General features: G+C 63.4%; 14 protein-coding genes and 2 tRNA genes. 12 read left to right on the top strand and 4 right to left on the bottom strand.

What is annotated here, in order from left to right; genetic code table 11:
* Positions 1-84: 84 nt before the first annotated feature.
* Positions 85-1,422, bottom strand: a complete 1,338-nt coding sequence (locus CDO35_RS13665; protein ID WP_099525260.1) for a sensor histidine kinase — start codon at positions 1,420-1,422, stop codon at positions 85-87.
* The gene (locus CDO35_RS13660; protein WP_099525259.1) at positions 1,419-2,129 is read right to left on the bottom strand and encodes a response regulator transcription factor; all 711 of its coding nucleotides are present in this window, start codon (positions 2,127-2,129) and stop codon (positions 1,419-1,421) included. The genes CDO35_RS13665 and CDO35_RS13660 overlap by 4 nt, the downstream gene beginning before the upstream one ends.
* A gap of 120 nt (positions 2,130-2,249) precedes the next feature.
* On the opposite strand from CDO35_RS13660, the gene CDO35_RS13655 reads away from it, so the two are divergent.
* The 4 genes from CDO35_RS13655 to CDO35_RS13640 are packed head-to-tail and all read left to right on the top strand — an operon-like array spanning position 2,250 to position 6,867.
* Entirely contained in the window at positions 2,250-5,000 is a 2,751-nt protein-coding gene (locus CDO35_RS13655; RefSeq protein ID WP_099525258.1) for a response regulator, read from the top strand.
* Between the two features lie 9 nt (positions 5,001-5,009).
* Positions 5,010-6,005 carry a 2-hydroxyacid dehydrogenase gene (locus CDO35_RS13650; RefSeq protein WP_099525257.1) on the top strand — a complete coding sequence of 332 codons (996 nt, stop codon included), beginning with the start codon at positions 5,010-5,012 and terminating at the stop codon, positions 6,003-6,005.
* A gap of 27 nt (positions 6,006-6,032) precedes the next feature.
* Positions 6,033-6,464, top strand: coding sequence for a hypothetical protein (locus tag CDO35_RS13645; protein ID WP_099525256.1), 432 nt, complete (start codon positions 6,033-6,035; stop codon positions 6,462-6,464).
* A 4-nt stretch (positions 6,465-6,468) separates the two neighbouring features.
* The gene (locus tag CDO35_RS13640; RefSeq protein WP_099525255.1) at positions 6,469-6,867 is read left to right on the top strand and encodes an META domain-containing protein; all 399 of its coding nucleotides are present in this window, start codon (positions 6,469-6,471) and stop codon (positions 6,865-6,867) included.
* Between the two features lie 94 nt (positions 6,868-6,961).
* On the opposite strand, the gene dinB is transcribed toward CDO35_RS13640, so the two are convergent.
* The gene (gene dinB / locus CDO35_RS13635; protein ID WP_099525254.1) at positions 6,962-8,014 is read right to left on the bottom strand and encodes a DNA polymerase IV; all 1,053 of its coding nucleotides are present in this window, start codon (positions 8,012-8,014) and stop codon (positions 6,962-6,964) included.
* 136 nt (positions 8,015-8,150) lie between these two features.
* Here dinB and CDO35_RS13630 point away from each other — a divergent pair.
* The 8 genes from CDO35_RS13630 (at position 8,151) to CDO35_RS13595 (ending at position 13,253) form a co-directional block, all read left to right on the top strand.
* Positions 8,151-8,227 (top strand) — tRNA-Met (locus CDO35_RS13630).
* A gap of 114 nt (positions 8,228-8,341) precedes the next feature.
* A tRNA-Met gene (locus CDO35_RS13625) sits at positions 8,342-8,418 on the top strand.
* Positions 8,419-8,553: 135 nt separating this feature from the next.
* The gene (locus CDO35_RS13620; RefSeq protein ID WP_099525516.1) at positions 8,554-9,102 is read left to right on the top strand and encodes a cytochrome b; all 549 of its coding nucleotides are present in this window, start codon (positions 8,554-8,556) and stop codon (positions 9,100-9,102) included.
* A 97-nt stretch (positions 9,103-9,199) separates the two neighbouring features.
* Entirely contained in the window at positions 9,200-10,522 is a 1,323-nt protein-coding gene (gene rimO, locus CDO35_RS13615; RefSeq protein WP_099525253.1) for a 30S ribosomal protein S12 methylthiotransferase RimO, read from the top strand.
* A gap of 102 nt (positions 10,523-10,624) precedes the next feature.
* Positions 10,625-11,335 (top strand): rRNA pseudouridine synthase, encoded by a 711-nt coding sequence (locus tag CDO35_RS13610; protein ID WP_099525252.1) that lies wholly within the window; start codon positions 10,625-10,627, stop codon positions 11,333-11,335.
* Between the two features lie 43 nt (positions 11,336-11,378).
* The gene (locus CDO35_RS13605; RefSeq protein WP_099525251.1) at positions 11,379-11,585 is read left to right on the top strand and encodes a hypothetical protein; all 207 of its coding nucleotides are present in this window, start codon (positions 11,379-11,381) and stop codon (positions 11,583-11,585) included.
* Positions 11,586-11,594: 9 nt separating this feature from the next.
* On the top strand, positions 11,595-12,296 hold the full coding sequence (tsaA, locus tag CDO35_RS13600; RefSeq protein WP_099525250.1) for a tRNA (N6-threonylcarbamoyladenosine(37)-N6)-methyltransferase TrmO: 702 nt from the start codon (positions 11,595-11,597) through the stop codon (positions 12,294-12,296).
* Between the two features lie 183 nt (positions 12,297-12,479).
* Entirely contained in the window at positions 12,480-13,253 is a 774-nt protein-coding gene (locus tag CDO35_RS13595) for an SDR family oxidoreductase (protein ID WP_099525249.1), read from the top strand.
* Between the two features lie 42 nt (positions 13,254-13,295).
* Here CDO35_RS13595 and CDO35_RS13590 read toward each other — a convergent pair whose 3' ends face one another.
* Positions 13,296-13,598, bottom strand: a complete 303-nt coding sequence (locus CDO35_RS13590; RefSeq protein WP_099525248.1) for a putative quinol monooxygenase — start codon at positions 13,596-13,598, stop codon at positions 13,296-13,298.
* Between the last annotated feature and the right edge of the window lie 50 nt (positions 13,599-13,648).

Genomic DNA, 13,648 nt, shown 5'->3' with positions numbered 1-13,648 from the left:
CAGACTGACGCGAAGGGGCGTCATGATACGCCGAACCCGCCGCGGCATCACCCAGCGAACGTAACCAGCGGCTGTTCGGCGTGATCAGACCGCCGGCATGCGCAGCGATACGCGCAAGCCATGCCTGCCGTTCTCGGCCCAGACGCGCCCGCCCTGTGTCTCGATCATGCTACGGGCGATGGCCAGGCCCAGGCCGAAACCGTCGCCGCCCGGCCTGGCGGTGCTGAGACGGGTAAACGGACGGAAGATGGTCTCCAGCTCGCTTTCTGCCACACCCGGCCCCTGATCCTCGATCCACAGCAACCAATGATCGCCTTCCTGCTGGCCAGCGAGGCGAACCAACCCGCCGTGCGGCGAATGTCGGATGGCATTGCGCAGGATGTTTTCCAGCGCCTGCGCCAAGCCATTGAGATTGCCGCGCACTCGGCAACATACCTGCAGATCGCAGGGCATACGCGCGAGTGGCCAGCCGGTTTCGAAGCCGGCGTTCTCGCGCAGCACATCCCACAGCCGGATTACATCCACCTCTTCGCTGGGCAGTTGCGGTCGCTCGGTGTCCAGCCAGACCAGCTCCAGCGCATCGCCGACGAGTTTTTCCATCGCATCCACTTCACGTGCCAGGCGCTGGCGCAATGCATCGTTGTCACGCTCGTTCTCTCCGGCCACGCGCAAGCGGCTCAAAGGCGTGCGCAGTTCATGGGACAGGTCGCGCAGCAACTGGCGCTGAAAAGCGACGGTACCCTGCAGGCGCTCCGCCATATGGTCGAAGCTTCGCGCCAGCTCGCCCAACTCGTCCTTGCGCCCGGTGACCGGCGGGCCAAGCCTGGCAGACAGATCACCAGCACTCAGAGCGGCAGCCTGGCGTCGAAGGGTCGCCAAGGGGGCGATCAACAGCCGATAAAGCAGCAGTGCCACGACCACCGCCAAGACCGCTGGCAGTACCCGCTGCAGGAGCAGTTCCCACAGCTCGTTGTACTTGCGTGGATTCAAGCGCTGCGGCAACGCCATGACCAGACGGGTCTTTCCATCGCTGAAGGGCACGTAGAAGGTCGGCGTACCGCCCGGCCGGCCCACGGGAAAGTCCAGCTTGCGCACAAAATCCAGGCGCTGCTGTTCTTCATCGGTCAGTGGTCGCGAGGCCAGCGAGTGCTTGTGCTCATCGACCACCACGGCCCAGACCCGCTCACGCTCATGCAGGTGTTGTAAATAGGCATCAACGCCAGGCGCCCCGCCCTCTCGCCAGGCCCGTTCGGCCTGCCGCGCCTCATCCCTGAGCATATGCCGGGTCGAGTCGGGCAGATAGGAGGTCGCCTCGAGCAGCATCCGCCCTACATCCACATGCAGGCTGACCAGCAGCAGGCAGAACAGCGCCAACGCACCAGCCAGCCGCCACAACAGCGAGTGACGTCCCGGCAGGCTCATGGCCCGGCCTGTGTCAGGATGTAGCCCTTGCCCCAGACGGTATTCACACGCGTGGCCTCATAACCGACCGCCTGCAATTTGCGCCGAATGTGGCTGACGTGCATGTCCAGGCTGCGGTCGTGCTGGGAATAGGCACGGCGCAACGCCTGCTGATAAAGGAAGGGCTTGCTGAGGGCCTCGTCGCGATGCCGCCAGAGTAACTCCAGCACGCGGTACTCACTGGGCGTCAGGCCCACCCATGCACCTGAGAAGGCGACATCGCTGCGCCCTTCATCGAACTGCAAGCCACCGTCGACGCTGCCGAGGTGCTGCTCACGACGCTCATAAGCGACCCGACGCAGAATCGCCTCGACCCGCACGCTGAGTTCACCGAGGCTGAAAGGCTTGGGCAGATAATCGTCGGCACCCTGACTGAACCCGGCGATGCGATTCTGCTCATCGCCCAGGGCCGACATCAGCAGCACCGGCACGCTGCGGCGCTGGCGCAAGCGCTGCAGCACCTCCAGGCCATTGGTGCCGGGCAGAAGGATGTCCATCAGCACCAGATCAAAGTCTTCGCTTTCGGCCAACTGCAAACCTTCGCTGCCATCGTGACTCAAGGTCACGTCAAACCCGCAGCTCATCAGGTGCGACTGCACGTGGCTGGCGAGCAAGGGGTCATCCTCGACGGCAAGGATGCGAGCCGAGGTAGGTGTTCGGGTCATCATGGTGGTCAACCGGAAGGAATTGAATGCGAACAATTCTATCTACTAAACGTAAATCTCTCACCTACAGATTCCGTCGCGCCGAATCGCTACACTGCCCAGATGTTCCGAAGGAGGAAGGTCGTGTTCAAGGATCTCAGCATCAAAGGGCGCGTACTGCTGCTCACCCTGCTGCCCACCAGCCTGCTGGCCTTGGTGCTGGGCGGTTATTTCACCTGGGTGCAGCTATCGGGCTTGCAGACTCAACTGCTGCAGCGCGGCGAGATGCTGGTCGAACACCTGGCCCCCCTGGCGGCCCCGGCACTGGAACAGAAGGACGTGAAGAAGCTCGAGCGCATCGCCCAGCAGGCGCTGGAGCACCCGGACGTCCGCGCGGTTGGTTTTCTTGCCCCCGAGCGCGCCTCTCTGGCACACGCCGGACCCAGCATGCTCAACCCCTCGCCCAGCGGCCAGCCGGGCGTCAGCCTGCTCAGCGGCCAGGATGCCACGCGCTTTCTGCTGCCGGTCTACGACCAGCACCTGGTGCTCAGCGACACCCTCGGCGAGGACAGTCAACTGGAGCTGCTCGGCTGGGTCGAGCTGGAGCTTTCGCACCAGGGCACACTGCTCAGCGGCTACCGCAGTCTGTTCGCCAGTCTGCTGCTGATCGCCGGCGGCCTTGCCGTCACCGCCCTGCTCGCTCTGCGCATGAGCCGCAGCATCAATGGCCCGCTACGCGCGATCAAGGCCGGGGTCGCACAGCTCAAGGACGGCCATCTGGAAACCCGCCTGCCACCGTTGGGCAGCCATGAAATGGACGAGTTGGCCTCTGGCATCAACCGCATGGCCGAGGCGCTACAGAACGCCCAGGAAGAACTGCAACACAGCATCGAGCAGGCCACAGAAGACGTGCGCCAGAACCTGGAAACCATCGAGATCCAGAACATCGAACTGGACTTCGCGCGCAAGGAGGCCCTGGAAGCCAGCCGTATCAAGTCCGAATTCCTGGCCAACATGAGCCACGAGATCCGCACCCCGCTCAACGGCATTCTCGGCTTCACCAACCTGCTGCAGAAGAGCGAGCTCAGCCCGCGCCAGCAGGACTATCTGTCGACCATCGAGAAGTCCGCCGACAGCCTGCTCGGCATCATCAACGAGGTGCTCGATTTCTCCAAGATCGAAGCCGGCAAGCTGATGCTCGAATCCATCCCCTTCAACCTGCGTGATCTGCTACAGGACACCCTGACCATCCTCGCCCCCGCAGCCCATGAAAAGCAGCTGGAGTTGGTCAGCCTGATCTATCGCGACACGCCGCTGGCCCTGCGCGGCGACCCACTGCGCCTGAAGCAGGTACTGACCAACCTGGTCAGCAACGCGATCAAGTTCACCCGCGAAGGCACCATCGTCATGCGCGCCATGGTCGAGGACGAGAGCGCCGACAGCGCACAATTGCGCATCAGCGTGATGGACACCGGCATCGGCCTGTCGGATGAGGACCTGCGCGCGCTGTTCCAGGCTTTCAGCCAGGCCGACAATTCGCTAAGCCGCCAGGCCGGCGGCACCGGCCTCGGCCTGGTGATTTCCAAGCGCCTGATCGAGCAGATGGGCGGCGAGATCGGCGTCGACAGCACGCCAGGCGAAGGCTCGGAATTCTGGATCACCCTGACCCTGCCCAAGGCACGCGACGATGCCGAAGATCTGCCGCGCGCAGCCTTTCAAGGGCGTCGTGTGGCCGTGCTGGAAAGTCACGAACTGGCGCGCCAGGCCCTGACCCACCAGCTTGAGGACTGCGGCCTGGAGGTGGAGAGTTTCTCCGATCCCGCTCAGCTCTTCGAAGCGGTGAACAACCAGCACACGCGCGAACGCCCACTGAGCCTGGCAGTGCTGGGCATTACCGCCAGCCAGCTCGCGCCCGAGAGTCTCGGCCAACGGATATGGGACCTCGACCGCCTCGGCTGCAAAGCGCTGGTACTCTGCCCGACCACCGAGCTGGGCCTGTTCCACGACTCGCTGCCCGACGCCTATAACCAGTTGCAGGCCAAGCCCCCTTGCACTCGCAAGCTGCACAAGGCGCTGATAGAACTGGTCAGCCCGCAACGGCCGATCAGCGAGCCGGTGGTGATCAGCGATACCCGCCGACCACAGATTCTCTGCGTCGACGACAACCCGGCGAACCTGCTGCTGGTGCAGACCCTGCTCGATGACCTTGGCGCCCAGGTGACTGCCGTCGACAGCGGCTACGCGGCGATAGAAGCGGTGCAGCAGGACAGCTTCGACCTGGTGTTCATGGACGTGCAGATGCCCGGCATGGATGGACGCGAAGCTACCGAAGTAATTCGCCAATGGGAAAGCGAACAGAGCCGCAGCACCACGCCGATCATCGCCCTCACCGCCCATGCCCTGGCCAACGAGAAGCGCGCCCTGTTGCAGAGCGGCATGGACGACTACCTGACCAAGCCGATCAACGACCGCCAGTTGGCCCAGGTGGTGCTCAAGTGGACCGGCCTTAACCTGCGCAACCCGCCAACGCACAAGGCGGCCCCGCCCGCCCCTGCGCAGTCGCAACCCAAGGTGCTCGACAACGAGGAAGGCCTGCGTCTGGCAGCCGGCAAGCCCGACCTGGCCGCCGATATGCTGAGCATGCTGCTGGCGGGTCTGCCCGGCGACCGTCAGGCCATCCGCCAGGCGCGCGCTAGCGGTGAACGCACGACGCTGATCGAGCGGGTTCACCGCCTGCACGGTGCCACCCGTTACTGCGGCGTGCCCCAGCTGCGCGCTGCCTGCCAGCGCAGCGAGACGCTGCTCAAGCAGGACGACCCCGAAGCCCAGCGCGCTCTGGACGAGCTGGACGCAGCGATCGAGCGCCTGAGCGAAGCCGCCGCGCAAAGCGCCTGAGGAGCCCATATGCGCATCTGCCTGTTCAGCAGCAAACCCTATGACCGTGACTCGTTTCTCGCGGCAAACTGCCCGCCCGACTGGCATCTGCAGTTCCACGAAACACGCCTGACCGCCGACAGCGTGGCATTGGCCAAAGGCAGCGAGGTGGTCTGCGCCTTCATCAATGACGACCTGTCCGCCCCGGTTCTGGAGCAATTGGCCGCTGATGGCACGCGCCTGATCGCCCTGCGCTCGGCCGGCTACAACCATGTCGACCTGGCAGCGGCACAGCGTCTCGGCCTTCCGGTCGTGCGGGTGCCGGCCTATTCGCCCCACGCCGTGGCCGAACACGCGGTAGCCCTGGTCATGGCCCTCAATCGACGTACCCACCGGGCCTTCAATCGCACCCGCGAAGGGGACTTTTCCCTGCACGGCCTGACCGGCTTCGACCTGCATGGCAAGCGCGTCGGCGTGGTCGGCGGCGGCAAGATCGGCCAGGTCTTCGCCCGCATCATGCATGGCTTCGGCTGCCAGGTGCTGATTCACGACCCGTTCCCGCTGAGCGGGCTGGAGGCCCTGGGCGCACGCCAGGCGCCGCTGGACGAGGTGATCGCCAGCAGCGACATCCTCAGCCTGCACTGCCCGCTGACCGATGCCAGCTACCACCTGATCGACCGTGAACGCCTGACCCAGATGAAACGCGGCGCCATGCTGATCAACACCGGTCGCGGCGCCCTGGTCGATGCTCCCGCGCTGATCGAAGCGCTGAAGAGCGGCCAACTCGGCTACCTGGGCTTGGACGTCTACGAGGAAGAGTCGGAGCTGTTCTTCGAGGATCACTCCGACCTGCCGCTGCAGGACGACACCCTGGCCCGCCTGCTGAGCTTCCCCAACGTCATCATCACCGCGCACCAGGCCTTTCTCACCCACGAGGCACTCGCGGCCATCGCCCACACCACCCTGGACAACATCAAGGCCTGGCTCGCCGGCCGGCCAAGCAATGAGGTCAAGGCCGGCGCGTGATAGCATGCCGGCTGATCCGGAGGACCCATGGCCGAACACGATTTCCGTTATTCCCTGCTCAACCCGCAACACACCCTCACCGAATGCCGCGCACTGGCGCCGGGCCGCTACCAGGTCACCGGCAACGGCGGTTCGATCCAGGCCAATGACGTGCTGCTGGTCACCCTCAAGGGCAGTCGTGACCTGCACATGCGTCTGGACGTGGAAAAAGTACGTCACCTGATCAACCCGCCCGGCCAATGGCTGGCCGTGTGCAAGGGTCCGCAGTTCAAGGAACTGGCCATCCATAACTGGCAGGTGAACTGCGACAGCTGCGGCAAGCAGCTGGATTTCGAATTCGCCGTCGATGCGGCCCTTGGCAAAGCCGCGCAAGCGCCAGCCGCCGAAGCCCGCATCACCGAGCTGGGCTGGCGCAACGATGCCGGTCGTCACCTATGCCGCACCTGCCAGGAGGCCTGACAGCATGAACCGCGCCCTGCCCCTCGCCCTGCTCGCCGCCACCTTGGTAGGCTGCGCCAGCGACGCACCGCAGCTGGAAACCGAACGCAGCTACCAAGTGGAATGGATCGGCGAACGCCCGCTGATAGACCGCAGCCACCTGACCGTGACCTTTGCCGCTGACGGTCGCGCTCACGGTCACGCCGGCTGCAACCACTGGTTCGCTGGCTACACGCTGAAGGATGACTCTGTCCGTTTCGAAACCCCGGGCAGCACCCGCAAGATGTGCGCGCCCTCATTGATGGAGCAGGAGCAGCGCTTCCTCGCGGCACTGACTGAAGTGCAGCGCTGGGACTTCAACGACATCGGCCAACTGCAACTGTGGCCGGCCAACGGCAAACCGATTCGCCTGTGGGCGGAGTGACATGACGCTCGCCCTACAGGACGCACTCTGTTCCTGTAGGAGCGGCTTCAGCCGCGATAAAACCTCGCGGCTAAAGCCCCTCCCACGACGGCAACTACGCGAACAGCTCCAACTGCTCCTGCCGCCCGCGCAGATCATGTAGCCTGACGCCCACCCCGAGCAGCCGCACCGGCTTGCCGCCCCGGGCGAAGGCGTTGCTTAGCAATAGCCGATAGCTTTCCAGATCCCGACTGGCCCCCGCCTGCTCCAAGGTGGTCTGGGTAAAGTCGTGAAATTTGACCTTGACGAAGGGTTTGTCCGGTCGATAGCTGGCGTCCAGCCGCTGCAAACGGCCGTTCATCTCGTCGAGAAGCGCCGGCAGCTTCTCCAGGCAGGCCTCCAGGTCGGGCAGGTCCTGATCGTAGGTATTCTCGACGCTCAGTGATTGGCGACGACTGTCCACCTGCACGGCGCGCTCGTCGATGCCATGTGCCAAACGCCACAAGCGCTCACCAAAACTGCCGAATTCGCGCACCAGCGCCAGCTTGTTCCACTCCCGCAGATCCAGGCAGGTACGAATGCCTAAGCGCGTCAGCTTATCGGCCGTGACCTTGCCGACGCCGTGCAGCTTGTTCACCGGCAACTCTGCAACGAAATCGTCGACCTGATCCGGGGTGATCACGAACAACCCGTTGGGCTTGCGCCAGTCGCTGGCGATCTTGGCCAGGAACTTGTTCGGCGCCACCCCGGCCGACACGGTAATGTGCAGCTCCTGCGCCACGCGGCGGCGAATTTCCTGGGCGATGCGCGTGGCGCTGCCAGAGAAATGCGCCGACTCGCTGACATCCAGATAGGCTTCGTCGAGCGACAACGGCTCGATCATGTCGGTGAACTGGCGAAAGATGCCGTGAATCTCGCGGGAAACCGAGCGGTACACCTCGAAGCGCGGCTTGACGATCAACAGGTCCGGGCACAGCTTCAGCGCATGCCGCGAGGACATCGCCGAACGCACGCCATAGGCACGTGCCTCGTAGTTGCAGGTGGCGATCACCCCACGACGGTCAGCCGAACCGCCAACGGCCAGCGGACGATTGGCCAGGCTCGGGTCGTCACGCATCTCGATGGCGGCGTAGAAGCAGTCGCAGTCAACGTGAATTATCTTGCGCACAACACCCTCGAAAGCCTTGCCAGGTCTGGTCGAACTCGCTGAAGTCTAACAGTTGTTTGAGGCTAACCATCTGAGTTGAAAACAGTTTTTTGAAGATAATAGTTGACGCAAAACTCTCTACCGGTAGAATGGCGGCCGCGGGATGGAGCAGTCTGGTAGCTCGTCGGGCTCATAACCCGAAGGTCGTAGGTTCAAATCCTGCTCCCGCAACCACCTTCCGAAAARGCCACTCTARCGAGTGGCCTTTTTGTTTGCCTGTCGATTAGTATTTTCGATCAAAAGCAAGAAACCGATTGACAACACTCTCTCCCTGAGTAGAATGGCCGCCGCGGGATGGAGCAGTCTGGTAGCTCGTCGGGCTCATAACCCGAAGGTCGTAGGTTCAAATCCTGCTCCCGCAACCACCTTCAGATAAAGGCCACTCAAACGAGTGGCCTTTTTCGTTTCCGGATATTGATCTTCCTCAGTTTCACATAAGCCAAGCGGGCCTAAGCTGGAGACACCTGCCACAGATGCAGGATATTACCGAGGAAGCCTGTATGAACTGGAAGAACACCCCACCACGCTATGGAAGCCTGTCCATCGGCCTGCACTGGCTGATGCTGATCCTGATCGCCGCCGTCTACGCCTGCATCGAACTCAAGGGCAACTTCCCCAAAGGTAGCGATACCCGCGAATTGCTCAAGCAATGGCACTTCATGCTCGGCCTGAGCGTCTTCGCTCTGGTCTGGTTGCGCCTGCTCGCTCGTGCGCTGAGCCCTACCCCGGCCATCCAGCCCGCGCCACCGAGCTGGCAGAACCTGCTCGCCAAGCTGATGCACCTGGCCCTGTACGCCCTGATGATCGGTGCGCCGCTGGCTGGCTGGTTGATTCTCAGCGCCGCCGGCAAGCCCATTCCCTTCTTCGGCCTGGAGCTGCCAGCACTGATCGGCCCGGACAAGGCACTGGCCGGGCAGATCAAGGAACTGCACGAACTGGCGGGCAGCGCCGGCTACTGGCTGATCGGCCTGCACGCGGTCGCTGGTCTGTATCACCATTACGTGGTGCGCGATAACACCCTGACGCGCATGCTGCCGGGGCGCAATTGAGGTGAAGACGCCTCTGGTCAAGTGCCCGATCCGCCGCTAGAATTGCGCACTTTTTGATCAGAGGCGCCCACAAGGCGCCCGTTAGAGGTTAGCCCGCATGTCCACCGCCACCCCGAAAGTCGGCTTCGTCTCGCTCGGCTGCCCGAAAGCGACTGTCGACTCCGAACGCATCCTGACCCAACTGCGCATGGAAGGTTACGAGATCGTGCCGACCTACCAGGATGCCGACGTGGTGGTGGTCAACACCTGTGGTTTTATCGACAGTGCCAAGGCCGAGTCGCTGGACGCCATCGGTGAAGCCCTGGCCGAGAACGGCAAGGTGATCGTCACTGGCTGCATGGGCGTGGCTGAAGACAGCATCCGCGACGTGCACCCGAGCGTGCTGGCCGTCACCGGCCCGCAACAGTACGAGCAGGTGGTCAACGCCGTACACGAAGTCATCCCGCCGAAGACCGAGCACAACCCGCTGATCGACCTGGTACCGCCGCAGGGCATCAAGCTCACCCCGCGTCACTACGCCTATCTGAAGATTTCCGAAGGCTGCAACCACACCTGCAGCTTCTGCATCATCCCATCCATGCGTGGCAAGCTGGTCAGCCGTCCGGTGGGCGACGTGCTCAGCGAAGCCGAGCGCCTGGTCAAAGCCGGCGTCAAGGAGCTGCTGGTGATCAGCCAGGACACCAGCGCCTATGGCGTCGACCTCAAGTACAAGCTGGACTTCTGGAACGGCCAGCCGGTGAAGACGCGCATGCTCGAACTGTGCGAAGCGCTGTCCTCCATGGGCGTGTGGGTGCGCCTGCACTACGTCTATCCCTACCCCAACGTCGATGACGTGATCCCGCTGATGGCCGCCGGCAAGCTGCTGCCCTACCTGGACATTCCGTTCCAGCATGCCAGCCCGAAAGTGCTCAAATCGATGAAGCGTCCGGCCTTCGAAGACAAGACCCTGGCGCGCATCAAGAAGTGGCGTGAGATCTGCCCGGAGCTGACCATCCGCTCCACCTTTATCGTCGGCTTCCCTGGCGAGACCGAGGAAGACTTCCAGTACCTGCTCGACTGGCTGACCGAGGCGCAGCTCGATCGCGTCGGCTGCTTCCAGTACTCGCCGGTAGAAGGCGCCCCGGCCAACGACATGGGCCTGGAGCCGGTACCGGATGACGTCAAGCAGGAACGCTGGGAGCGCTTCATGGCGCATCAGCAGGCCATCAGCAGCGCGCGTCTGCAGGCCAAGATCGGCCTGGAGATGGACGTGCTGGTCGACGAAGTGGACGGCGAAGGCGCTGTAGCCCGCTCCTGGGCCGACGCCCCGGAGATCGATGGCAGCGTGTTCATCGACTCCCCCAACGTCAAGCCAGGCGACAAGGTGCGTGTGCGCATCGTCGATGCCGACGAGTACGATATGTGGGGCGAGCTGGTCTGAGCCAGATCCCTGCATGACGGGCCCCGCAGCATGCGGGGCTTTTTCTTTCCGGCAGCGCAACGCCTTGCCGGTACACTGACCTTCTTTTTGTCGAGCGCCGTCATGAGCGAAGCCACCCGTCTGTCCAAACGCGTCATCGAACTGTTCGGCTGCTCGCGCCGCGAGGCCGATCTGTACATCACTGGCGGCTGGGTGACGGTGGACGGCCAGGTGGTCGAAGCGCCGCAATTCAAGATCGAAGATCAGCGCGTCGAGCTGCATCCGGATGCCACGCTTGAGCCGGTAGAGCCCGTCACCCTGTTGGTACATGGCTCAGCTGGCTGTAACGCCGCACAGTTGCAACACCTGCTGGTGCGCGAACGACACTGGGAACAAGACCCGCACGCCCAACGCATCCTGCATGGCCACTTCCTGCGCCAGGAACAGAGCCTGCCCTTGCAGACCGGCGCCAGCGGCCTGATGGTGCTCAGCCAGGATTGGCGCACACAGCGCAAGCTGCGCGAGGATGCCGCCAAACTGGAGCAGGAGTACCTGGTCGAGGTCGCCGGCGAGGTGCCCGCCAGCGCGCTGGAACGCCTGAAGAAAGGCTGGTTGCACAAGGGCACGCAGTTCCCACCGTGCAAGGCCAGTTGGCAGAGCGAACAGCGCCTGCGCTTCGCCTTGAAGAATCCGGCTCCTGACCTGCTGCGGCAGATCTGCACAGCCCTGGGCCTGAAAGTGCTGAGCATGAAGCGCATCCGTATCGGCGGCGTACCCATGGCCAAGCTGCCTTCCGGGCAGTGGCGCTATCTGGGTGAGAAGGAACGCTTCTGAGGCCGTGTTAGGCTGTGTCCGTCACGCTCTGGAGACCACCCTCATGCGTACCCTGTTACTCACCGCCCTACTTGCCCTGAGCCTGCCCGCCCTGGCCGCGCCAGCCCCCTTCTTCCTCTGGCAGAGCAAGGTCGACGGCCACCTGACCTGCGCCCAGGTCAGCCCTGGTGACGGCTGGATTCGTTTCACCGGCCCCTTCCGCGATGCCGGCTGCCGGGTAGCGCACGACGCTCCTGTGCGCAGCCGCTAAGAGGACGCCATGCAGCATCTGGTTTCGCCTGTCGGTATCGTGCGCTCCTGCTTCAAGGAAAAGTTCGCCATTCCCCGCCAGCCACACTTGGCTCCCGCCGCTCGCGGCGTGCTGGAACTGTTGCCGCCTTTCGATCAGGGCGAAGCCGTGCAGGGACTGGAACAGGTCAGCCATGTCTGGCTGCTGTTTCTGTTTCACCAGGCGCTGGAGGACAAGCCACGGCTGAAGGTGCGCCCACCACGCCTGGGCGGTAATCAGTCGGTGGGCGTGTTCAGTACCCGTGCAACCCATCGCCCCAATGGCATCGGCCAATCGGTGGTACGCCTGGACAAGGTCGAACCGGGCCGGCTGTACCTGTCCGGCATCGATCTGCTCGACGCCACGCCCGTACTGGACATCAAGCCCTACGTGCCCTACGCCGACTGCGTGAGCGATGCGCACAACGCCATGGCCGATAGCGCGCCACGGCTGATCCCAGTGGAATGGCATGCCGATGCATTGCCGTCGGCGCGCCAGCATGCGCTGCGCCTGAACGAACCGCTGGTGGAGCTAATCGAGCAATGCCTGGCGCAAGACCCGCGTCCGGCCTACCAACAGCCAGAGCCGGAGCGCCGGTATGGCGCGCGCTTCTGGGATCTGGACGTGCACTGGCACTACCCCGAGCCCGGGCGCATCCGGGTGCTGGATGTGCAGATGGCGAGTCGCGACTAAAGCCCCTTCGACAAAGCGCGAATGCCTCTACATGGCCAAAGCTCTTACAGGGCGTGATTCCGTGGAAAGCCTCAACCGCGACCAGACAAAACGCATAAAGCGTCATTTCGGCCGGCAATGATGCCTGCATTCCCCGCTGCCAGGCCCTAGGGTGAAGCCCTCACCATCTCGCGAGGCCTTTCCATGCATCCTTACTTCTCCCTTGCCGGGCGCACTGCCCTGGTCACCGGTGGCACCCGTGGCATCGGCCTGATGATCGCCAAAGCCTTCGTCGAAGCCGGCGCCCATGTCTATGTTTGCGCGCGCGACGGCGAAGCCTGTGCGCAAACCGCCGCTGAACTCTCGGCGCTGGGCCAGTGCACCGGCATCGCCGCCAACCTGGCCAGCGAGGAAGGCGTGCAGGCGCTGGCGCGCGAGCTAAGCGAACGTATCGAGCGCCTGGACATTCTGGTCAACAACGCCGGTACCACCTGGGGCGCACCGCTGGAGAGCTACCCTGCCAAAGGCTGGGAAAAGGTCATGCAGCTCAACGTCACCTCGGTGTTCGGCTGTATCCAGCAACTGCTTCCGCTGCTGCGCAAGGCCGGCTCGGCGGACTGCCCGGCGCGGGTGATCAATATCGGCTCGGTGGCCGGCATCAGCGCCATGAGCGAACAAGCCTATGCATACGGGCCGAGCAAGGCGGCGCTGCATCAACTGTCGCGCATGCTGGCCAAGGAACTGGTCGACGAGCACATCAACGTCAACGTGATCGCACCGGGCCGCTTCCCGAGCAAGATGACCCGTTTCATCGCCGAGGACGAAGCCGCGCTCGCCGCCGATACCGCAGTAATTCCGATGAAGCGCTGGGGCCGTGAAGAGGAAATGGCCGCCCTGGCCCTGAGCTTGGCCGGCAGCGCCGGCTCTTACATGACAGGCGCCATCATCCCCATCGATGGCGGCTTTCATCTGGGCTGAACTGCAGCGCAGTGCTTGGCCCACCCTGCGGGACGTGGGCCTTCAACGCGACGGATTGAACGCCAGCATATCGGCTTCGATGGCGTCTTGACGCTCGATCAGCGGCTCCACCAGCGGCCGACTCGCGAGGAAATGCGCAGTTCGCGTATGCGCCTCGAAAGCCGCCTCGTCGACGTATACCTCGTACAGCCACACCAGATCGGCATCACTGCGGTCGCGCATCACGTCGAAGGTCAGGCAGCCCGGTTCATCGCGCACCGAAGCAGCGGCGTTGATCCGCATGGCGTCCATGAACGTCTCGAAACTGCCGGGTTTGAGTTGGGTCTTGAGCAATAGCACGTACACAGCGAACTCCATTATGTTTTATATTTGAAAAATAATTGTATACATAATGG

It is taken from the genome of Pseudomonas sediminis (assembly GCF_002741105.1).
Taxonomy (GTDB): domain Bacteria; phylum Pseudomonadota; class Gammaproteobacteria; order Pseudomonadales; family Pseudomonadaceae; genus Aquipseudomonas; species Aquipseudomonas sediminis.
The sequence above is the reverse complement of the archived record's forward strand: the minus strand, read 5'-3'. Positions and strand labels throughout refer to the sequence as shown.